The 21,107-nt window shown below is 43.3% G+C and carries 20 protein-coding genes; 6 read left to right on the forward strand and 14 right to left on the reverse strand.

Translation table 11 applies throughout. The features are described from left to right. Position 1: 1 nt before the first annotated feature. The 8 genes from sctF to R7F07_RS17375 form a co-directional block, all read right to left on the reverse strand. On the reverse strand, positions 2-250 hold the full coding sequence (sctF, locus tag R7F07_RS17340) for a type III secretion system needle filament subunit SctF (protein ID WP_005377199.1): 249 nt from the start codon (positions 248-250) through the stop codon (positions 2-4). An 18-nt stretch (positions 251-268) separates the two neighbouring features. Then, positions 269-472, reverse strand: coding sequence for an EscE/YscE/SsaE family type III secretion system needle protein co-chaperone (locus tag R7F07_RS17345; protein ID WP_005377198.1), 204 nt, complete (start codon positions 470-472; stop codon positions 269-271). Further along, positions 459-1,760: a type III secretion system inner membrane ring subunit SctD gene (sctD, locus tag R7F07_RS17350; protein ID WP_005377197.1), complete on the reverse strand. Its 1,302-nt coding sequence runs from the start codon at positions 1,758-1,760 to the stop codon at positions 459-461. Before sctD ends, R7F07_RS17345 begins: the two co-directional genes overlap by 14 nt. A 5-nt stretch (positions 1,761-1,765) precedes the next feature. Beyond that, a complete protein-coding gene (gene sctC / locus R7F07_RS17355; RefSeq protein ID WP_216624940.1) occupies positions 1,766-3,640 on the reverse strand; it encodes a type III secretion system outer membrane ring subunit SctC in 1,875 nt (624 codons plus the stop codon). Continuing rightward, positions 3,637-4,065: a YscB family type III secretion system chaperone gene (locus tag R7F07_RS17360; protein ID WP_005377195.1), complete on the reverse strand. Its 429-nt coding sequence runs from the start codon at positions 4,063-4,065 to the stop codon at positions 3,637-3,639. Before R7F07_RS17360 ends, sctC begins: the two co-directional genes overlap by 4 nt. A gap of 12 nt (positions 4,066-4,077) precedes the next feature. Then, positions 4,078-5,058 (reverse strand): T3SS regulon anti-activator ExsD domain-containing protein, encoded by a 981-nt coding sequence (locus R7F07_RS17365; protein ID WP_005377193.1) that lies wholly within the window; start codon positions 5,056-5,058, stop codon positions 4,078-4,080. Positions 5,059-5,206: 148 nt separating this feature from the next. Next, positions 5,207-6,067: an AraC family transcriptional regulator gene (locus R7F07_RS17370; protein ID WP_005377191.1), complete on the reverse strand. Its 861-nt coding sequence runs from the start codon at positions 6,065-6,067 to the stop codon at positions 5,207-5,209. A gap of 609 nt (positions 6,068-6,676) precedes the next feature. Next, entirely contained in the window at positions 6,677-7,090 is a 414-nt protein-coding gene (locus R7F07_RS17375) for a YscW family type III secretion system pilotin (protein ID WP_054575044.1), read from the reverse strand. A 388-nt stretch (positions 7,091-7,478) separates the two neighbouring features. Between R7F07_RS17375 and exsC the strand changes: the two genes are divergently transcribed. Together exsC and exsE2 are read left to right on the forward strand one after the other, a co-directional pair. Next, on the forward strand, positions 7,479-7,925 hold the full coding sequence (exsC, locus tag R7F07_RS17380) for a type III secretion system regulatory chaperone ExsC (protein ID WP_171343274.1): 447 nt from the start codon (positions 7,479-7,481) through the stop codon (positions 7,923-7,925). Positions 7,926-7,933: 8 nt separating this feature from the next. Beyond that, positions 7,934-8,239: a T3SS regulon translocated regulator ExsE2 gene (exsE2, locus tag R7F07_RS17385; protein WP_171343273.1), complete on the forward strand. Its 306-nt coding sequence runs from the start codon at positions 7,934-7,936 to the stop codon at positions 8,237-8,239. Between the two features lie 126 nt (positions 8,240-8,365). On the opposite strand, the gene R7F07_RS17390 is transcribed toward exsE2, so the two are convergent. Next, positions 8,366-9,886 (reverse strand): aldehyde dehydrogenase family protein, encoded by a 1,521-nt coding sequence (locus R7F07_RS17390; RefSeq protein ID WP_005377169.1) that lies wholly within the window; start codon positions 9,884-9,886, stop codon positions 8,366-8,368. Between the two features lie 239 nt (positions 9,887-10,125). Between R7F07_RS17390 and R7F07_RS17395 the strand changes: the two genes are divergently transcribed. Beyond that, on the forward strand, positions 10,126-11,892 hold the full coding sequence (locus R7F07_RS17395) for a sigma-54-dependent Fis family transcriptional regulator (protein ID WP_005377167.1): 1,767 nt from the start codon (positions 10,126-10,128) through the stop codon (positions 11,890-11,892). A 61-nt stretch (positions 11,893-11,953) separates the two neighbouring features. Here R7F07_RS17395 and R7F07_RS17400 read toward each other — a convergent pair whose 3' ends face one another. Further along, entirely contained in the window at positions 11,954-12,091 is a 138-nt protein-coding gene (locus R7F07_RS17400; protein WP_005377165.1) for a hypothetical protein, read from the reverse strand. Between the two features lie 578 nt (positions 12,092-12,669). Here R7F07_RS17400 and R7F07_RS17405 point away from each other — a divergent pair. After that, positions 12,670-12,873: a hypothetical protein gene (locus tag R7F07_RS17405; RefSeq protein WP_005377162.1), complete on the forward strand. Its 204-nt coding sequence runs from the start codon at positions 12,670-12,672 to the stop codon at positions 12,871-12,873. A gap of 10 nt (positions 12,874-12,883) precedes the next feature. On the opposite strand, the gene R7F07_RS17410 is transcribed toward R7F07_RS17405, so the two are convergent. From R7F07_RS17410 to zwf, 4 genes are all read right to left on the reverse strand, one after another. Then, the gene (locus tag R7F07_RS17410) at positions 12,884-13,411 is read right to left on the reverse strand and encodes a hypothetical protein (protein WP_005377161.1); all 528 of its coding nucleotides are present in this window, start codon (positions 13,409-13,411) and stop codon (positions 12,884-12,886) included. 226 nt (positions 13,412-13,637) lie between these two features. Beyond that, a complete protein-coding gene (gnd, locus tag R7F07_RS17415; RefSeq protein WP_005377160.1) occupies positions 13,638-15,086 on the reverse strand; it encodes a decarboxylating NADP(+)-dependent phosphogluconate dehydrogenase in 1,449 nt (482 codons plus the stop codon). Between the two features lie 38 nt (positions 15,087-15,124). Next, positions 15,125-15,841: a 6-phosphogluconolactonase gene (gene pgl, locus R7F07_RS17420; protein ID WP_005387158.1), complete on the reverse strand. Its 717-nt coding sequence runs from the start codon at positions 15,839-15,841 to the stop codon at positions 15,125-15,127. Next, positions 15,838-17,340, reverse strand: coding sequence for a glucose-6-phosphate dehydrogenase (gene zwf, locus R7F07_RS17425; RefSeq protein ID WP_017634563.1), 1,503 nt, complete (start codon positions 17,338-17,340; stop codon positions 15,838-15,840). Before zwf ends, pgl begins: the two co-directional genes overlap by 4 nt. Positions 17,341-17,877: 537 nt before the next feature. On the opposite strand from zwf, the gene R7F07_RS17430 reads away from it, so the two are divergent. Next, entirely contained in the window at positions 17,878-18,843 is a 966-nt protein-coding gene (locus R7F07_RS17430) for a helix-turn-helix domain-containing protein (protein ID WP_005387160.1), read from the forward strand. Between the two features lie 99 nt (positions 18,844-18,942). Continuing rightward, entirely contained in the window at positions 18,943-21,078 is a 2,136-nt protein-coding gene (locus R7F07_RS17435; RefSeq protein ID WP_054575048.1) for a TonB-dependent siderophore receptor, read from the forward strand. The last annotated feature ends 29 nt before the right edge of the window (positions 21,079-21,107 follow it).

Raw genomic sequence — 21,107 nt, forward strand, 5'->3', positions numbered from 1 at the left:
TTTACACCTTCTGGAGAATCGACTGCATCACATCTTTAATCGCACGAGTGGTGGTCGCATTGATATTGTAAACAACAGACCATTTGTTGATCGCGTGCTGAAGCTCGGCAAGCTTTGATGGATCATCGGCATTGGTTTCTAGGTTCTTGATGGCTGCCGTCACTTCTGTGTTGGCATCTTTCGCTTGTTGTTCTAACTTAGCTTTAACATCATCAAGGTTTACACTGTTACTAGCATCGTAAAATGACATAAGACTTCCTCGTATTTTTTAGTTAGCTTCGTATGATTCAACGACCGCATGGGCGGCTGTGTAAGCTTCATACTGTTTGAGTAGCAATTGGTACTGCTGTGGTGAGCACCCTAAATCCAACTGACGTTTCACCACCGCTTGTGCTTCTAAGAGCTTGCTCTTAATCTTGTGCACTTCCGCACCGTTTGTGTCGTTATTTAAAATTTGTTCAAGATTTGTCATTGTTCGTCTCGCCTTCATATCCGAGTTCTATTGTTATCACCCGCCCGCCTTTAACCAACTCAATACCAGCAGGTGTAACACTGGATATTCGGTAGCCCTGAGGCGTTCTTGCACCGACCATATAGCGAACGTTATCGGTCAGAATCACATATGGAACCTGGCCAAAGTTAACGCTACGAAACGGGAAATCGATATTGGTGCCTTTACTCACCTTAGGTATGGATTTCAAAACTAAGTACGGTTTCTCACCATATTGTTCCCGGAAGTCTCGGGTCACACCGTAAAATCGAGTCGTTTCGATATCATCAAGCTCACCACGAACTTCGATGCGATCACCGCTGGTGACCAACTGGACTTTTTTCAGTAACTCCGCATCCGTCAATAACGCTTTTAGCGTATCCATGTAGGCACCCGCTCGCTGCAGTTCAACCTTCCACGCAATAAGACCCGGCACGTCTCGCTCCAAGATTTGTTCAACTTGGTTCCAGCGGCTTGCATCATCGATATAGCCCGTCAGCAGCAGTGTTCCGGTCTCATCGCCATTTTCGACTTTCACTTGGTGATAGCCGAGGTTGCGCAAAATAAATCGAACCCCGCGACGGATTTCTTCCATCGTTCTTAAGTCACTTTTGTAATTGATGCCCAATACATCAATTCGACCAAGCAGATCGAGTTTCTGTGTTCGGTCTTCAACATAGCCCTCTAAGACTGCTTGGCGTGCGGCGGCATTCCATTCCACACGAACGTCGCTAAGTTTGAGCTCGCCTAAGATGTTACGTACCAAAACAATGGGTTCTGCTTCTGTAACAATTTCATTGTTGTTTCCGTTAGCTTGGCTGTACCACATACCGGCAAAAATGACACTCGGGACAAAACTACAAAGCAAAGCGATGAGCGTTGTTTTTTTCCAGCTAGAGCGTTGCACAGCAACCACAGGTGTATTCTGTTGGCTAGATTCGTCGCTGACGTTACTCACAATTAACGCATCTTCCGCGTATCCCAGAGCGAACTTCACAACGCCGACCGAGACAACAGCATGGCGTGACAACTCGATACCATCACCTGCAACAGCGATGTCTTCACTGTTAATATTTGCCTCTTCGCAGCCTCGTAAAATGACCGAGTCTTGCTGGCAAACGAGGGTGAAATGGTTCGCTTCGACCCCAGCATCAGACAGTACAAGATCAGCAATAAAGTCGTCACTGCCAAGCACGAGAGCACCTTCAGGTAAGGTGACTTCTACTCCGGTATGCACGCCTGATAAAATACGAATTTTCCATTGCTGCATCGCGGTTAAGACTCCTCTGAAGGGCGCACACACTCACTTTGTGAGTCATCACATTCCAATACTTTCACCCGCCAACCCTTTTGCCCTGTTGGTAATCGGCACTGCGTTAATTGAGACGACTTTTGCTGTGACAATAAGTCTTGTTGATAGCGCTCGGCTTGAACCCTCGATGTGCAGCTATATACTTCCACTACCGATTTAAATTCAGCGCTATTGTTGGAGATGTTGTTAAGCTTGCCGATACTTGGTCGCAAGTCATATTCGTTGCCAATCAACACACTATCGCCAATACTATCCACAACAATTCGAGGTTCTAAAATAAACATTCGTACTGTGCGGCGCTTAGTATTGGTATTACTTCTAAACAGCGCGCCTAAATATGGGATGTCTCCTAGCAATGGCACTTTACGTAACTGATGGCTCACTTCATCTCGGTACACACCACCGATAAGTAAGCTTTGCCCTTGTTTAACCGTCGCTAAGGTGCTGATTTCAGTTTTACGAACGGAAGGAAGATCATCGACGCCACCATCAGCGATCTTTGCACCGTCTTCGAGATGAAGGCTCAGGTTAATTTCAGGTCGTGCAGCAAATCTATCACCAACGATACGTGGGACAATTCTCAGTAACGTGCCATACGTGACCTCTTCCAGCGCTGCGGTTTCTTTACCAACCAGCTTGACGTAAAACGTGCTGCTGTTGTTCAGTACCGCTTCGACATTTTCCTGAGTTAACAATGTTGGTCTTGAAACCACTTGAGCACTGCCTTTGGATTCCAATAAACGAATTTGAGCCAGCAAGTAATTTAGGTTGGTTGAATCAAGCAAGGACTTAAAGTTCTGTCCACTGCCGAGCGTCACATCCCCCGAATTCACATCACCTGTTGTTTTGATATCGACAATGCGGTTGTTTCCGACAGACACTCCCGCTCGCCAATCCACGCCTAACTGACTTAAATCGTTGGCACTGATATCAACAATCGATAGCGCGACTTCAATTCTTGATTGCGGCTGGTCTAATTGCGCAACCAGTTTACGATAGAGCGGTAATCGTGCTTGAGTATCACGAACGATAATCGCATTAAGGCCCGGCTCTGCTTCAACTGTTGCGCCACCATGAACTGAGGCGGTTTTATTACTTTTTACAGGCTTATCTGAACTGGTAACTTCTTTGCTAGACGCACTCGTCACTTGCGTTTGAACACCAGACACGACCCGTTTTAACACCGATGCGATGCCAGGGACCGTAATTGTCTGATCTCGATATGCAATTTCTCTATCCGTTGCAGAAGCGTACTTCAAAGGAATTATCTCAACGAATAATTCGTCGGTTGAATTCGACTTCTGCAGCAAGCGCGTTTCCAATGCCTCCGCCGTTTGTACCACTAAGTCGACATAACGTGGAGGACCCGCAAGATAGACTAACCCTTTGCTCTCAGCAGCTCTCCAACCATAACGAGAATCCCAAACGCCGGTGGAAATTAACGTACTGCGTAGCTCTCTAGCCGTAAGTAATTCCAATTGAAGTAAACGTGAGCGAGTTTCTGTCGCCTTATAGACATGTAAGACGGCACCATCGAAATACCACATCAAGTTGTACACTTGCGATAAGTAATCGAGGAATTCCGCCGGATCTTCAGGGGTAAAACGCCCATTCACTCGATCGTTGACTTTGTCACTAACAGAAACCGAGACACGATAATTTGCACCGAAGTTATTCAACAACTCTTTTAATGAGTCGTTATCTGCATAGTAGCGGAACGGTTGTTCGGGCCAGTGTAAGTCTGTTGCTTGCGCATATCCCAAAGGAACAACACTCACTGCGCATAACAATGCCTTTGTTGCAGCACGTCTAATGTTGGGAAAGATTTTTAGCATCATGGTAACCACACTGTATGGTTGATTGTGTGGTTCACACGTTCTTGTTCCAATAATGCAATGTAACGCTCACAGAGATTGACGTGCTTAGAAAGCAAAGCAGAGAACCGTTCCACCGAACAGTCCTCAACCCGTACTTTACTTTGCAAAATCAATTGCTGATCATCATTGGTTGTCAGTACGCCGCCATCCTCACGAATGGTTTTTAATGAGAGCTGCATGCAACGTTGTAACGCTTGTTCTTGTTGATAATCTAGATGCTCTTTAAACTGGAAGGGTAACGTCGCTTCCCATAAAATCCATGACGCATGTTGCTTGATGGTCAGTGATAACTGGTCAACCTCGATGTTGTAAGAACCATTTTCTGAGGCAATAAAATCCCCTACCTTTAGCGCTTCCGCTAAAGATTTCATCATCTTATCTAACATTTAACGCCCTATTTAGATCTGGCTGAGGTGATTGCAAGCCTGGCCGCACTGACCACTTTGAGTATCAAAATAGTAGTGATCGATATCACCAACAGTTTGCATGTTCTTGAACCATTGCCATACTTTCGCAACCGCATTTTGGTCGTTGTAAACCACATCGCATGCATCCCAAACTTCGTTCAGCTCAGGGGCTTCAAGTCGCACTTCCGAACACCAATTTTTCCACTCAGAAATAAATTGTTCGGTTGTAGAGGTGTACTCCGCGAACCCTTTCAGCTCGTCTAAAGACGGTTGCCACTTCTCAATTAACAAACGATGACATTCAATCACTTGCAACTGTTGTTCGCTTAACGTCCCAAGTTGCTTTTTAAGTTGATGCTGCTGGCTCTTAATAAGATCGAGTTGCTGTTGAACAAAGACGGCACTGGTGTCTTCCCCTGATAGCTTCGACCAATATTCCTTCTGAATATCGAGTTGATTGATAAGTTGTTCAACTTTAATCGAAGCATGAAGAGCACTTTGATCGACTTGTCGGTTAATCCACTCGTTGAGTGATAAATGGAAACAAAGCATCAACGTTTTTGGGACAGCCAAATTAAAGCGAAAGCCCAGACGAGAGTTGATGTAGTCCAGCCTTTGTTCGAACGTTGTGATTGTGCTGCTATCACTGAGCTGCGATCCAATTTCCAAAAATAAACGCATGGCAAACCGGTCTATCGAAGCACCAAGTTTTTGATACGTTTTAACTAACTGGCTAGCGCATAGGCTATCGACGACATTTCTATCCAACAAGCGTTGAAGTAAAGATAACTGCTCATAATTTATGACGCCTTCACTCAACAATTGTCGGTGATTGACGTGCACAACATTGAGATCCTGCGTAGGTTTCGAGGCGCTTTCATAACGAGCTCCTCTTTGTAAAACAGTCACTTTCCGCTGTGTCACTATGCTGTCTGGAAAAAGCGAACGGCGTCGCCAATGCTGCTTTTTCATTTATGTTCGTCTCCGCACCCCTTTCGAACAATCCAGAAAGAAAGAGATGTAATAATTTTTAATCGTTCGTTGTTACACGATACATAATAGAATTTACACTGGTGAGTGACTTTCAAAATTAGTCAGAAAATTTTAGTCCCAAGTCATTTCATTTCGCGATAGCCACTTGATCGTCTCCCGAACGTACGCGGCTTGGGGTCGTTCCAAAACGACGACGGTAACTCTGCGTAAAGTAAGACTGACTGGAAAACCCTGCCTCCATCGCCACATCTACGATGCTCATCTTGCTCGTCAACAGCAGTTTATGAGCATGCAGTAGTCGACGCTCACTGATCCAAGCTCTTGGAGAAATGCCATAGTGCTCATTAAAAAGCTCTTTAAAAGTGGTTAAGCTGGCACCAAACTCCTGCGCGTAGTCTGTCAACTTCCATTCTTTTAAGTAATGCTGCTCCATAAATCGACGTAACCGTTCCGACGTACGGTTTGTTTGTTGTGACAGCAACGCATACAGTGATTCTCCTCCTTTGCTGTGTAGCAAGAGAATGAGTAGTTCTTCGTATTTTAGGCACATAATGGCATCAGGGTACGCTTGTTGCTCAAGCGTCTGCATGCTGGAAAGCACTTGTTCAACGAGTATGTTCAAACCAAAAGTAAACAAACCAGAACAAACTTTGTCTACCTTAGGCAGCATCATCAAGAGATCACTGTGTTTTTGCAGCAACTGACTAACGAGTTCATTGTCGTAGGCAATAATCGACGCTTTGTATGCCCCATCTAGCGGAGAGTACTCTAACAAGTAATCTCCTTGGGATAGAAATACCCCATTTTCTGCAGCAACATCGATTGTGCAATCACCTGTTTGAACTCGAAGCTGACCATTGTGAACGACAACAATGTGAGACTGGTCTGAGTGAAATACTTCGTCAGATTTTTCATAGCAGGAAAAACTACGAATTTTTCGTGAACTCGAGTCGACCCTTTCTGAGTTTAGTTGGCCTGACACATCCATTTTCTACCCTTCATTATTTTGAGTTTCTCAGTGCAAATGTTGAGAAACTTTCAAAGCACTACTTTGATTGTTGTTATTTCTAAGTACTGCTGTATGAATTAAAGAAGCAAAGAAAAGAGCATAGAAGTTCTATCACTTACCATACCCCCCGAATAATTAGCGAATAACCCAAGCATTACCTTTACCTAAAGGTAAAAGTTTGACTTAGTAAATTTCTGCTGTCCGTCTTTATTATTTTTATCAGATAGCGTTTATCATTAGCCAAAACTTAAATATCATTTCGTTATTTAAGTTTGGTTGTTTTGTTATACATTAGAATACAATTAAATAGATTTCGGCATCGTTTCGAGAACAAAATTAAATTTCCAAAATCATAAAAATGTATATTTTATAGCCTAAAACGCCAAGCCAACGTGTTCAAGGAGCGAGATATAATCATAAAAAATACTGTTTTTGCAACAAGTATGAGTCTAAAAAACAACTGACCCGATGACTTCAAAGTCATGTAATTAATGTTTATAAAAGACAACAAACCTTTCACAACAGGAAAGATATAGTCTTTATTTCTATAAATTAGAAAGCTCTAATAAAAATGTAGTATTTAAAATTTTATCTGTTTATTTTTGGAACAAGAATCAAGTTTTCTTGTTTATTTCCCTCAAAAAATAAATAGTTCTTTTCTTTTTCCGCAACGAGATCACCGTTTGAATAAAGCTTTCCAATAATCTTCATTTTTCCTTCACCAGCTTGAATTGGTGCAATTAAAAACGAATACTGCACAGGCAACTGAACACCTTGGTAGCTCTGAGATGCCGATTTAAGGCATTGATTATCAATAATTTTACATATTTCCACTTCAAGAGAAGTAATCGAAGGTGGAAAGTAGCCGTCGACAGAAACCCAACCATAGACTGATGCCTGACTCTGTGTATCAAAGCCATCCACCCCATTAACGGACACAGTCTGACTGCACCCACTCAGTATGAATAACCCAATAAAACCAGCCCATATAGAATTGTTCATTATGACCCCATAAACTTATTTTATATAATCTAGCTCATTTGAAATTCACACAATTCTTTATGTAAAAATATAAAAGATCAACTTATATTTATACTACAAGCGGACAATAAATCGCATTTTTCAACAACACGTAGTTAACATGGACTGTAATTTCAAAAGCAGTTTCTGCTCACTTTCATTCCTTCCTTAATTGAAGTTTATTAGAGAAAAATGATATTCATATATCTCATTGCCATTGAGATATGCATCTGAACACATTTACTTTTGCCTTTCTATTTCTCTCAACACATTTAAAAGCCAAAATATAATAACAACCGACTAATATTGATAAACATGAAGAGATACATCTAATATTTTCCTTGATAAAATTTCAAAAGGGACTATTCCTATGTCAGCACGCCAAACTATCGATGAGATTTTGCTAAAGTTTGCTCATCAAATAGGCTTGCCTGCACTGCATCTAACGGAAAATGAAGTAAGCTTAGCCTTTGATGATAATCTAAGGGTGCATATCATCTTTCATCCAGAATCGACAACTCTGCAGCTCGAAGCTGAGATTGTTGGCCTTCAAATTGTAAATTCCGATCTCTATCGCTCTTTCTTGGCCTTTAATTATCACTGGCCTGAGCACCAGTTATTTTTTAGTTTAGATAACCACCGACATGTCCTATGTTTAAACCGACTCATTAACATTAGGCGACTGGATTACGAATATTTTGAAACAGCTTTAGCAGAATTGCTGACGCACAGCGAGTCGTGGGAAGCGTTATTGTCTTCTCATGTAACCATTGATGAGGCACCACTGATGCCACAAACTTTAGACTTGAGAGTTTAGGTGTCTTTATGTCCAATGACATCCACTCCACATACACCAATTCATCGGTTCATGACGTTCAACAAGCGCAGCAAAGTGATGCAGTGCCGCAAGGAACGTTTCATGGCCGTAAAGTCACCCTACTCTCCTCATCAGAAAGCAGTATGACGCGAACAAGCTCTAAAAGAGAGCTTGGTGAATGTTTAAATCAATTTGCCAGTCTCGAATCTTGCAATCGCGTTTTGGACTTTGATCCGCAACTCAATATTGACAAGCAAAACGCCGCCGTAGAAAAGCTTATGGAACGAAAAGTGGCGATAATTCAACGTTCCTGATATCACAATATAAACGGGTTAAACATCTAAGTTAACCTTCAGCCGACAAGCTCACGCTAATAAAAAACCCCGAAGATTCGGGGTTTTGATTCATACTGCTTTTTCTTTATTAATTACTTAGTTTCACTAGAAGAAGCCTAACGGGTCGATGCTGTAGCTAATCAGCAAGTTCTTAGTATTCTGGTAGTGGTCCAGCATCATCTTGTGCGTTTCACGCCCGATACCCGATTTTTTGTAACCACCGAACGCTGCGTGTGCAGGGTAAGCGTGGTAACAGTTAATCCAGATTCGACCAGCTTCAATATTACGGCCCATACGATATGCGACGTTCGCATCACGTGTCCAAACACCTGCGCCTAAGCCATATTCGGTGTCGTTTGCGATTTCCAACGCTTCTGCCTCATCTTTGAATTTGGTGATAGCAATCACTGGGCCAAAGATTTCTTCTTGGAAGATTCGCATCTTGTTGTGGCCTTCCAACATGGTTGGCTGAATGTAGTACCCCTGGTTGATAGACTCTGGCTGTTCTGACACTCCACCACCAAAGACCACTTTTGCGCCTTCTTCACGGCCGATTTCCAGGTAACTTAAAATCTTATCAAACTGTTCTTGAGAAGCCTGAGCACCAACTTGAGTATCGGTATCGAGCGGATTACCTTGTTTAATCAGCTGTGCACGTTCCGTCAGTTTCTCTACAAACTTGTCATAAATCGCTTCATGAACCAGTACGCGAGATGGACAAGTACAAACTTCACCTTGGTTGAAGAAACCAAGTAACGTACCTTCGATACACTTATCAAGATACTCATCTTCGTAATCGAAGATATCTGAGAAGTAGATGTTTGGAGATTTACCACCTAACTCAACTGTCGATGGGATCAAGTTGTCTGCTGCACATTTCAGAATGTGGTTGCCAACTTGCGTAGACCCGGTAAAAGCGAGTTTCGCAATGCGGTTGCTGGTTGCTAATGCTTGACCCGCTTCAGAACCATATCCGTTTACAACGTTGATGACACCAGGAGGAAGAAGGTCACCGATTTTTTCCATCAGAACCAGAATGGATGTTGGGGTTTGCTCTGCTGGCTTCAATACCACACAGCAACCTGCCGCTAGTGCCGGCGCTAGTTTCCAAGCCGCCATCAACATTGGGAAGTTCCACGGAATAATTTGACCAACCACACCAATCGGTTCTGGGAAGTGGTAGCTTGCGGTGTGCTCATCCAGTTCTGCCGCACTGCCTTCTTGTGCGCGAATACAGCCAGCGAAGTAACGGAAGTGATCCACTACTAAAGGTAAATCTGCCGCCAAGGTTTCGCGAACTGGTTTGCCGTTTTCCCAAGTTTCTGCAACAGCAAGCTCTTCTAGATGCTGCTCAATACGGTCAGCAATTTTCAGCAAGATGTTCGAACGTTCTGTCACGCTGGTTTTGGCCCATTTTGCTCTGATGTTGTGCGCGGCATCCAGTGCTAAATTAATATCTTCCTCGCCAGAGCGAGCAACTTTACAATACGCTTGTCCGTTGATTGGTGAGATATTGTCAAAGTACTCACCACCCGTTGGTTTTACCCATTCCCCACCGATAAAGTTATCGTAATGCGATTTAAAGTTAACAATGGCATTTTCACTACCTGGCTGTGCATAGATCATAACTCTTCCTTTTGTTTCTCGTTCAATGTGTTATTGCAGTGTCGTATCGCACTGTTCACAAAGAGCATTACGCAAGTCACACGCCAACTACGCCATACTTGTTGTTAATTAAATGTAAAACTATGATTACCAAGCGATAACAAACCAAGTGAGCGATGTTTGAGCGGATGTATGGTGTGAACACCAATGTTCAAGTGTTCCAAAATGGCACACCCTCACTGTGACAAAATGGTACAGTCATGGAACTTCAACATATTAGCGATAACAATTGGCTTTCAACTTCATGGGTCAGAAGTGAACAAGCGGGTTTAAAACAGCGTCGACGCCCTGAAGATATTCGAGTAACGCCAGCGACGCTCCAAGATAGGCGTCACCAACTCAATTTTTTGCTAGAGGCAGTCACTCAATTTGCGCTCCCTTTGTTTAATCAGCTATTTGCTCATAGCGACAGTCGCTTAATTTTGACGGATTCAGATGGTGTCATCATCGGCAGTTGGGGACAGCCTAGATTTCGTGAAAAGTTAACGGAAATCTCGCTAAGCTCTGGTGCATGCTGGCAAGAAAAGGTCAAAGGCACCAACGCGATTGGTACAGCCTTGGTTGAAGCAAAGCCCGTTTCTGTTATTGGTGATCAGCACTTTATCCAACACCATCGTTTTATTAGCTGTTCGGCTAATCCTATTTTCGATCATCTTGGTAACCTCATTGGCGTATTAGATATTACGAGCGAGCAAAAGAGACATGACTTCTCAACGCAAGTACTAGTACAAAACATGGTCCAGCAAGTGGAGAATCAACTACTTAACTTGATTCCACAAGGGCATATTCGTGTGGATTTAGCGTGCGAAAAAGGTTTACTGAATAGTGGTTGGCAAGGAATTATCATTGCAAATGAAGACGGACAAGTTTTGGCTCACAATCAAGTAGCCTCTCAACTTTTTGCGCAAAAAAGTATCATTGGGCAATCCTTAGACGACATTCTATCCACTCGGGGAAATGAGCACCCTTTCGTTTTCAAAACAAAACCGCTTACCGATAAAGATAGCAAGGTCAAGTCTCGTGCTGTAGCGGCGTCCAATGATCTTCATTATGGCGACTCCGCTGTTGAGCACTGTTGGCAGCAAGCCAATCGCGTCATCGATAAAGATATCAGTTTGTTGATTCTCGGAGAGACTGGTGTTGGCAAAAACGAGTTTGTGAAAGCGCTCCATAAAAACAGCCAGAGAAAAACGGGACCGTTAGTTTCCGTCAACTGCGGAGCGCTACCAAAAGATCTGGTTGAATCTGAATTATTTGGCTACGTAGCCGGTGCCTTTACTGGCGCAAACAGCAAAGGCTATCAGGGAAAAATTCGCCAAGCACACAAAGGGATTTTGTTTCTAGATGAAATCGCAGATTTACCCTTGGAAGCTCAAAGCCGATTGCTCCATGTATTGCAAGATAAAACCGTGCTTCCCGTGGGTTCCAACCAAAGTATTCAAGTCGATACGCAAATCATTGCAGCCACGCATAAAGATCTGGAACATTTGGTCAGCGAAGGATTGTTCCGCCAAGATTTGTATTATCGCCTTAATGGCTTGATCATTGAGCTACCTCGCTTTGAGGAACGTGATGACAAACGACAACTGATTGAGAACATTCATCGGCGTCACGCCGAATCTGAACAACAGCTTTGCCCTCACCTCCTTTCTCTGATGCTGTCTTACTCATGGCCAGGAAATTTGCGTGAACTCGATAGTTTAATCAAAGTATCCGCCTTAATGGCGCAAGGTGAAGAAATATTGGAACTCACACACGTCCCAGCCCACCTAAGTAAGAAACTCAGCCAAGCTCAAGAAGGGGCAGCATCCGCTGAACCAACTTCAGAACTGCGTGCAACCGTCGAAGATAAGTTGCTCAAAACATATCAAGCCAATCAGGGGAACATTAGCAAAACGTCTCGTATGCTTGGTGTGAGCCGAAATACCATTTACAGAAAGTTGAAAAGCCTTGGCATATTAAGTTAATTCTACGACCTCAGATACAAAAAGAGCACCGTTGCGGTGCTCTTTCTCTTTGAAACCTAGCTTACAGGCCGCCTTGTTGTTGCGCCTGTTTTACTAATGCCTGACGTTGAGTTTCCTTCTCAGAGATCACTTGATTGTCCTTGTGCATTTCCTGTTCCAATTCTGCTGGAATGAAAACAAAGTACTTGTTAAGAGTCATCTTAGAACCTCAATTTGCTGTGTTAATTACCTTCTTGGTCGACGTAAACAAAACCAGAAAAACATGTTTTACTGGATCCTTGTTGCTAGTTTCAAAAAATAAAGGATGTTCATATAATAAACATCCTCCATGTGGGCGATAATTATAGGCGTAGTTTAAAGGCTTACCTAGCACTCTTTTTCACCTTTTGTGCAATCTGAGTTTCGATCGAAAAACGGATTTAGTTGCCCGTAATTACTAAGGTATTGTTAAAAAGAGAAAAAAGCTTTTACTGTAACTGACGACAGGGATGAGCTTACGAGTGTAGGTTCACTTGCAATTGTGTATCGTAGAGTTCGAATACGATAATAATAACGCTACATGCCCTTAATCTGCGTAGTTAAAAACTTTGAAGTGATAGACAACCGAAGTCATATCTGTGCAACTCAGTTTAACGATTTGTCTACCAGTTCAATATTTCACCTTTTTTGAGAAATCTTTAGCCACTTTTTTGTGTGAAACGCCCCAAAAGAGCAGACAATTAAAAGTGTGGCATATGACCACAATTGTCTATCCCCACTTAGCTTCGGGAGGCGTTTATGAAAAGTAACAAACTTGGCCATGTGATGTCTTTCAGCAGGATGTTTTCCTTCATCGCATTCTTGACGGCCACATTCGCATGGATTCTCAGCATGTACGCCCTATTTACTGTTTCTTTAGTGGCTCTTGTGGTCAGTGCAATTCTCTACCTAAAAGACAGGTTTTATCAAAACAAGAAAACGACCACTGAAAAGAGCGCCTAGGCGCTCTTTTCTATTGAATGTCATTTCTGTGTGACTTGATATAGTTATCAATCCGTTCGAGTTCGTGAAAATAACCATACATACCAATACGATTAATTTCTGGTTCTATACAGTATTTTTCTTCTTTTACCATAGCTTCTACAAACATTCCGCTTGATGCAATTGTGAAAGGTGGACACGCTGAGTAACCATTATTTTCTGCAATATACTTCAATCGCCCAAATTCAAAAATTTGACCTGGAATAGCAACGATAAGGGACAAGACAATTGTTATAGTTATCACTTTAATCGGCACTTTGACTAACTGAGTCATTCGATCAAATAAAATATAGACCAATAATGTAGGGCACAAGAGTAAGCTTGCGATACTTAAAACATATGACGCATCAATGTAGACCACTTGAAAACCACTACTGAGCTGAAGCGGTAGAGATTCGAAAACGAAATGATGATAAAGGCGATAGATGGAGTAAGTAATCAGTAATATGAACATAAGCAACACGAAAGCTGTGTGAAATGGATGCTTCTGTTGTGTCATTTCTATTACCTTATAGTTGAGGAGACGGCAGAGAGCGGCTTAGCTTCACTCTTCGAAGAGAAATATTAAACTGCTAGCAAATGCATGCTCTCCCATTTCTGAGAAGTGCGTGACGAATCAACGTTTAATGTAACTTTTAAATCTACCAATATCTTACAGACACAAAAAAGGATGCCACTTGGGCATCCCTTTATATCTTTATATTTAGTCGGTTTACTTAAAACGATTACACGTCGTAAGTTGTAGACGCTGTGTCGCCGCCTGTACCAGTCCAGTTAGTGTGGAAGAATTCACCACGTGGACGGTCAATACGCTCATAAGTGTGAGCACCGAAGTAGTCACGTTGAGCTTGAAGCAGGTTCGCTGGTAGACGAGCTGTTGTGTAACCGTCTAGGAAAGATAGCGCAGAAATCGTACATGGCATTGGGATACCAGACTCTAGAGACTTCGCTGCTACTTTACGCCATGCTGCTAGGCTGCCTTGTAGGATGTTTTTGAAGTACTCATCAGAACCTAGGAATGCGATGTCTGGATTCGCTTCGTACGCATCACGGATGTTGCCTAGGAACGCAGAGCGGATGATACAACCACCACGCCACATTAGGGCTACGTTACCGTAGTTTAGGTCCCAACCGTTCTCGTTCGATGCTTCGCGCATTAGCATGAAGCCTTGAGCGTAAGAGATGATCTTAGAAGCTAGTAGCGCTTGACGTAGTGCATCAACCCACTCTTGCTTGTCGCCTTCAACTGGAGTGATTGTCTTACCGAATAGAGATTCAGCTTCAACACGTTGGTCTTTCAGTGCAGATAGACAACGAGAGAATACAGACTCAGAGATAAGTGTTAGTGGAATACCTAGGTCTAGTGCGTTAATACCAGTCCATTTACCAGTACCTTTTTGGCCTGCTGTGTCTAGGATCTTCTCAACGAGAGGCTCACCGTCTTCATCTTTGTAGCCAAGGATGTCAGCCGTGATTTCAACAAGGTAGCTGTCTAGTTCAGTCTTGTTCCAATCAGCGAATACTGCTTGCATCTCGTCAGCAGACATACCAAGACCGTCTTTCATGAACTGGTAAGCTTCTGTGATAAGCTGCATGTCACCGTATTCGATACCGTTGTGTACCATCTTAACGAAGTGACCAGCACCGTCGTTACCAACCCAGTCACAACATGGCTCACCAGCGTCAGTTTTCGCAGCGATACCTTGGAAGATAGGCTTAACCGCTTCCCATGCTTCAGCAGCACCGCCAGGCATGATAGATGGACCGAAGCGCGCACCTTCTTCACCACCAGATACACCAGTACCGATGAAGTGGATACCTTTTTCACGTAGTGCAGCAACACGACGGTTTGTATCTGGGTAGTTAGTGTTACCACCGTCAATAATGATGTCGCCTTTGTCTAGCAGAGGTACTAGCGCTTCGATGAACTTGTCTACAACGTCACCAGCGCGAACCATCAACATTACTTTACGCGGCGTTTCTAGCTTCTCTACTAGTTCTTCTAGAGAGTATGCACCGATGATGTTCGTGCCTTTTGCTGGACCTTCCAGGAACTCGTCTACTTTAGCAGCAGTACGGTTGTGAGCAACCACTTTAAAGCCGTGATCGTTCATGTTTAGGATAAGGTTTTGACCCATTACTGCTAGGCCAATTACACCGATATCACCTTTCATTGTTTCTCTCCAATTTTATTTCATCGACGAGCAGCGTCTTAAGCAATTTTTGCTGCCGCGTCTAAATCTAAATACCATTCCGTTAGGCCCGATTTCGCTTGAATCTTAGCCGCTGGGTATGGCAGTGCGTGTGCTGGTGAACTGTTAATTTCTTCAACAATGTCCGCTTTTCCTGCACCAAGCACTAAGTAACTAATGCGTTTCGCTGCTTCTAATACGCGTGCGGTTTTCGACACACGAAGTTGGCCCGATTCAGGATGCGACGCCACAAGAGATAGGTTCGCATCATCATAATTCGTTTGGCCAGGGAACAGAGAAGCTGTATGACCATCTGCACCAACGCCTAATAAGATCCAGTCAAACACAGGTGTGCCGTTTTCATTCGGGATTACCTCTGCCATCTCTTTTGCAAAGCGCTCGGCTTCTGCTTTAGGCTCATCTTCGCCACGGATGCGGTGAATGTTTTCTGCAGGAATATTTACTTGGCTAAACAACAATGTGTTCGCTTCACCGTAGTTGCTTTCTGCATCGTCAGGGGCAACACAACGTTCGTCACCCCACCAAAAGTGGAGGTTTTCCCATTGAATGGAGGTTGCGTAAGCCTCTGAAGCCAGTAGTTTAAACAGCATTTTAGGAGTGCTGCCGCCAGAAAGAGAGATGTGAACAGGTCTGCCCATTTCGCTAAACGCTTTCATATCGTTAGCTAGGCTTTCAACTACCTGTTCTGCTGTTTGGTAGATCTTATGGTTGATCATAGTTCACAGTAATCCGTATCTGTTAAGTTTTTACATGGGAAACGCCAAGCACGGCCATCACGCTGTAACAAGTCATCTGACTCTTTAGGCCCCCAAGTGCCGCATGCGTACCCGAAGAGGGATTGTGGATCTTGCTTAAAATCTAAGATTGGCTGTACGTATTGCCAGCACGCTTCCACCGCATCACTACGTGCAAATAGCGTAGCATCACCATTCAAAGCATCAAGTAGAAGACGCTCGTATGCCGTTAGCATTTGCGTTTCTTGCAGGTCAGCGTAATGGAAGTTCATTTTCACTTCCTTCGCTTCAAAGCCTGCGCCTGGCTCTTTCAAGCCAAAGCTCATTTGAATGCCTTCGTCTGGTTGAATACGAATGATCAGCTTGTTTTCTGGTGCGTTTTGACCAAACACAGGATGCGGTGTTTGTTTAAAGTGGATAACCACCTCAGTAACGCGTGTTGGAAGACGCTTACCAGTACGCACGTAAAATGGCACGCCATTCCAACGCCAGTTGTTGATGTACGCTTTCAAACCGATGTAAGTCTCTGTACGAGAATCGTCTGCAACTCCCGGCTCTTCACGGTAGCCGCGTAGGCTTTGCCCACGGACTTCAGACGCCGTGTATTGGCCTAATACTAGATCGTTGCGCAGAGCGTTTTCGTCTAATGGCTTTAGGCATTGAAGCACTTTTACCACTTCATCACGCATCGAGTCTGCATTGATTTGCGCTGGTGGTTCCATACCTACCATTGCTAATACTTGTAGCAAGTGGTTTTGGAACATGTCGCGCACAGCACCAGAGTTGTCGTAGTAACCACCACGCTCCTCTACGCCAAGGAATTCTGCGCCTGTGATTTCAACGTAATCAATGAAGTTACGGTTCCAAAGCGGCTCAAACATCGCATTAGAGAAACGAAGCACAAGTAGGTTTTGTACCGTTTCTTTACCTAAGTAATGGTCAATTCGGTAGATTTGATGCTCTTGGAAGTGCTCGTGAATTTCTTTGTCCAGAATACGCGCCGATTCAAGATCATAGCCGAATGGTTTCTCAATGATCAGGCGTTTCCAGCCATCCTCTTCACTGTTAAGACCATGTGCTGCAAGACTTGCAGGGATCACACTGTATAAACTTGGTGGGGTTGCTAAGTAAAAAAGCGTATTGCGTTGCTCGAATTGATATTCGTCCGCAAGTTGGTCTAAGCGAGAAGATAGCTTACCGTAATCTTGTGTGTCAGAAGTATTAATTGCTTGGTAGTGCAGATGGTTAATAAATGCATCAAGCGTTTCTGGCTCAGTCTTTTCCATTTCCTGAAGCGATTTTTTCAGCTTCGCGCGGTAAGACTCATCACTGTATTCAGTGCGACTTACACCCAGAATGGCAAAATTCTCTGGAAGCTGCTTGTTCGCGTAGAGGTGGTATAAAGCAGGAATGAGCTTACGGTACGTAAGGTCACCTGAAGCACCAAAAATAACGATGCTGCTGTTTTCTGGTATTACCATCATCTTTCCCTTAAAAACGAGGTACTTATTGTGTGCCCGGATACGGCTAGAGAATGAGCCAACCCTATCAATGGCACCTCAAAATAGAAAATTGGTCTTACCTATTACGTTGATAGGTAAAGTCTATGGGCCCAAAGAACCTCAAGAAGTTGCATTTCCGATTCTTGAAAACACGACGTATTGAGGTCATTTAAGTCACTTATGTCTCAAAAGTACACACTGTACTCGCTGGAGGAGAGTCCGACACGGGGCAATATTGTCTACGACTATTTGATTTACATCAACACTTGCCAGTGCAAACGTTTAAATAAGTTGCACAAAACGTCATAAGCGATTGTATTTTATTGATAAAAAAAGTTTCATCTGAACGCTCCAAAATTTAAGCAAAAACTCTAATATGGGCAATAATTACTCATCCTTGCAATCCATTACAGTTTTATCGTGATCTGTGTTACTTACTTTTTATTTCATCACCCTATTGATAATGATACTCAATTAAAGATAATGAAATCACTATTAATGTGAAAGTAGAACGCCATGAAATCAAGCGCCATTAACCCACATCCCATAAACCGAATACAATCGGTGCTTGACTACATTCACACCAACTTAGACAGCACTCTGAGCGTAGATGAAATATCGAAAGCAAGTTGTTGGTCGCGCTGGCAACTGCAACGCGTATTTCAACAACACACTGGCGTATCCGTCGCTCACTACATCAGAGAGCTTAAACTTAGCCTTGCGGCTGAGCGCTTAATCCATACTTCTGACCGCTCGTTAGATATAGCGATAGAAATGGGATTTACATCTGAACACGCATTTAGCCGAGCGTTCAGGAATATGTTTTCAAAAAGCCCCCGCGAATATCGAAAAACGCAACAACTCTCCGGGTTGAGGCAACCTTTGACGCTGCGTAAGACACCAGAAGAAGAGAAAAAACATCAGCGCTTTATTGAAGTTCGAATAGAAACAAAACCGGCTTTTGAACTTGCTGGTTATCATGAACCTATTCACGGATTGTTTTCCGCTACGCCCGATTTCCAATCCAAAGTACCGTCACTTTGGTCACGTCTTTATTCATCTGAAAACCTTAACAATTCGGAAAGTAGTTACTTTGGCGTGATTGATGTGACTCAAGCGTATTCAAACAACCAACAACTTGAGTATTGGGCAGGTTATGAGTGCAGTCCAACAGCAAACGCACCAAGATCAACGAACTCTTCCAACTCGGGGTTAGACCTCTTGGCTGTTCCTGAGCAAACCTACGCCGTCATTACACACATAGGCAAAGCATCAGAGCTCGCCTCAACGCTGGAATGGTTTATTTTACATTGGCTACCCTACTCTAATTATCATGCTATCGATGGTTATGAGTTAGAGCTTTATCCAGAAGGTTATGATGTTGATAGCGAACAAGCACAAATGCAGTATTGGATTCCTGTCGAGCCAAACGACTCGCTATCTTTAAAACCTAAGAACAGAAGAATAAGTTCCAAAGATTAGTGTTTTGCACCAAATTGTTAACTTTTCCTATTTCTTTGAATATAGAATACAAATAACAATCATTATCAATAAATAGAAAAAGTAGTGGAATTTATAAATATGGAAAGTCCGATTCGATTTCATCGTTCAGCGGTTGCTATCGTCGTATCCGCATTGCTCGCTGGCCACGCCAATGCGACTGAGAGCGTATCCCAACACGAAACGATTACGGTGCTAGGAGAAACATACCGAAACACCGCAACTAAAACCGTTTTAGAACCGGAGGAAACACCGCAAGCGATCACGGTAATCACTAAAGATGACATGGACCTACGCGGCGTAAACTCGGTGAGCGAAGCATTGCGTTATGCGCCTGGCGTAAATACAGAATTGCGTGGTGGTGCCGTTTCCCGACTTGACCTATTCAATATTCGTGGTTTTATTAACTACACCAACTTTTATGATGGTCTTCCTTTGCTGTACAACGGTTGGAACCTTCAACCGCAGGTCGACTCCGTTGCTCTTGAGCAAATCGAGGTTTTTAAAGGGCCAACGTCTGTTCTTTACGGCAATATTCCACCAGGAGGTATGGTCAATATTATCGCCAAGGCGCCTCAGTCAACACCCTCGCACTCTGTATCGATTAGTACTGGGACTAACAGCCTAAAAGAACTGACGTTCGACACCACAGGACAAATTGGTGATTCTAATGTGGATTACCGTATCGTCGGCCTGGCAAAACAGCGAGATGGTCAAGCCGATACGTCTGAAGACGAACGTTATGTACTCGCCCCATCTTTCAATTGGCAAGCGACAGAAAGCACATTAGTGAACGTGAATGTTTACTATCAAAATGATCCATCAGCAGGTATCTACACGACTGTGCCTGCGTCTGGCTCAGTGATTAAAAACCCACTTGGCTCGATGTCACCAAGCACTTATTTAGGGGATGAGGACTGGAACACTTACGAACGCGAAGTTCTGATGATGGGTTACAAAGTCCAACACGACTTTAACAACAATTGGCAATTTCTACAGAATGCCCGCTACATGACCGCCGATGCCTATCAGGAAAACACATATAACGGTGCACTTGAAGCGGATAACCGTACCGTTGGTCGAAATGCCTATTTAACCGATGAAAAGTCCAAATCCTTTGTGATTGACAACCAACTATCTGGCTACGTTAAAACAGGAAATTTTGAACATAACTTATTGTTCGGGCTTGATTATCAGTATCTAGATTCAGATGTAAAATACAAAGACACGCTTGGGTATTCGCTAACTCAGGACATTTTTAATCCTGACCACAACAGCATTGATCGTAATGCACTGAATTTCCAATACAAACAAAACTTGGATATCAAAACGAAGCAGATTGGCGTTTATTTCCAAGATCAAGTTCGTTACGAGCAACTTGTAATGATTGCAGGTCTTCGTTGGGATAAATACGATTCAAATACAGACGCCGTTAGCGATTATCTAGGAACAGTATCCAAGAGCAAGGAAGAGTTAGACGATACCAACGTATCTTTCCGAGTCGGTGGTTTGTATGAGCTAGATTTTGGTCTCTCGCCATACCTTACTTACTCGGAAAGTTTTGAGCCAATTGCGGGTGCCGACTCTTCTGGTAAAGCATTTGAGCCATCAACCGGACATCAATGGGAGTTAGGCTTTAAATACGCACCATTATCTGGTGATATCTCAGGTAACTTAGCACTCTTCCATATCACGAAGAAAAACGCGATCTTGACCGATCCGAATAATCCTTATGCACCGAACTATCAAGCGGGCGAAGTGGTATCACAAGGTATTGAACTTGAGGCAAAATGGCAAGCTACAGCACAAGCTGATTTCACTCTAGGCTATACATATACCGATATGGAGATTACCGAGGACAGTTATTACAACCAAGAAGGTAAAACGCCGGTTTGGGTACCTGAGCAAACGGCCTCTCTATGGGCAAATTACTTCTTTGAAGGAAATCTTTCAGGCCTTCGTACCAGTGCTGGCGTTCGCTATGTCGGAGAAGCACAAATTGATGCACAGAATAGTCAAAAAGTACCGGACTACACCTTGTTTGATTTAGCAGCAAGTTACGATTTCTCAACGGTATCTGAATCAATGAAAGGGGCTAGCGTCACGCTTTCTGCAAGCAATCTATTCGATAAAGAATACTATTCTTGTTACGACAAAAATAACTGTTGGTTTGGCGCTGAGCGCTCTATCGAAGCGAAGTTAGAATACAACTTCTAACCTCTTAGAACGGAACAGCCGTAATTTGT

The sequence above is a fragment of the Vibrio sp. YT-16 genome, from assembly GCF_033337405.1.
Taxonomy (GTDB): Bacteria; Pseudomonadota; Gammaproteobacteria; order Enterobacterales; family Vibrionaceae; genus Vibrio; species Vibrio alginolyticus.

Coding starts and splice junctions, on each gene's coding strand:
- R7F07_RS17390 (WP_005377169.1), bottom strand. CDS start 9,886: ATGATCTATGCACAGCCAGGTAGTGAAAATGCCATTGTTAACTTTAAA.
- sctC (WP_216624940.1), bottom strand. CDS start 3,640: ATGATGCTAAAAATCTTTCCCAACATTAGACGTGCTGCAACAAAGGCA.
- R7F07_RS17360 (WP_005377195.1), bottom strand. CDS start 4,065: ATGTTAGATAAGATGATGAAATCTTTAGCGGAAGCGCTAAAGGTAGGG.
- pgl (WP_005387158.1), bottom strand. CDS start 15,841: ATGATCAACCATAAGATCTACCAAACAGCAGAACAGGTAGTTGAAAGC.
- exsE2 (WP_171343273.1), top strand. CDS start 7,934: ATGTCCAATGACATCCACTCCACATACACCAATTCATCGGTTCATGAC.
- gnd (WP_005377160.1), bottom strand. CDS start 15,086: ATGAAAGGTGATATCGGTGTAATTGGCCTAGCAGTAATGGGTCAAAAC.
- R7F07_RS17400 (WP_005377165.1), bottom strand. CDS start 12,091: ATGACTCTTAACAAGTACTTTGTTTTCATTCCAGCAGAATTGGAACAG.
- R7F07_RS17375 (WP_054575044.1), bottom strand. CDS start 7,090: ATGAACAATTCTATATGGGCTGGTTTTATTGGGTTATTCATACTGAGT.
- sctF (WP_005377199.1), bottom strand. CDS start 250: ATGTCATTTTACGATGCTAGTAACAGTGTAAACCTTGATGATGTTAAA.
- R7F07_RS17410 (WP_005377161.1), bottom strand. CDS start 13,411: ATGACACAACAGAAGCATCCATTTCACACAGCTTTCGTGTTGCTTATG.
- R7F07_RS17370 (WP_005377191.1), bottom strand. CDS start 6,067: ATGGATGTGTCAGGCCAACTAAACTCAGAAAGGGTCGACTCGAGTTCA.
- zwf (WP_017634563.1), bottom strand. CDS start 17,340: ATGGTAATACCAGAAAACAGCAGCATCGTTATTTTTGGTGCTTCAGGT.
- R7F07_RS17435 (WP_054575048.1), top strand. CDS start 18,943: ATGGAAAGTCCGATTCGATTTCATCGTTCAGCGGTTGCTATCGTCGTA.
- exsC (WP_171343274.1), top strand. CDS start 7,479: ATGTCAGCACGCCAAACTATCGATGAGATTTTGCTAAAGTTTGCTCAT.
- R7F07_RS17405 (WP_005377162.1), top strand. CDS start 12,670: ATGAAAAGTAACAAACTTGGCCATGTGATGTCTTTCAGCAGGATGTTT.
- R7F07_RS17430 (WP_005387160.1), top strand. CDS start 17,878: ATGAAATCAAGCGCCATTAACCCACATCCCATAAACCGAATACAATCG.
- sctD (WP_005377197.1), bottom strand. CDS start 1,760: ATGCAGCAATGGAAAATTCGTATTTTATCAGGCGTGCATACCGGAGTA.
- R7F07_RS17395 (WP_005377167.1), top strand. CDS start 10,126: ATGGAACTTCAACATATTAGCGATAACAATTGGCTTTCAACTTCATGG.
- R7F07_RS17345 (WP_005377198.1), bottom strand. CDS start 472: ATGACAAATCTTGAACAAATTTTAAATAACGACACAAACGGTGCGGAA.
- R7F07_RS17365 (WP_005377193.1), bottom strand. CDS start 5,058: ATGAAAAAGCAGCATTGGCGACGCCGTTCGCTTTTTCCAGACAGCATA.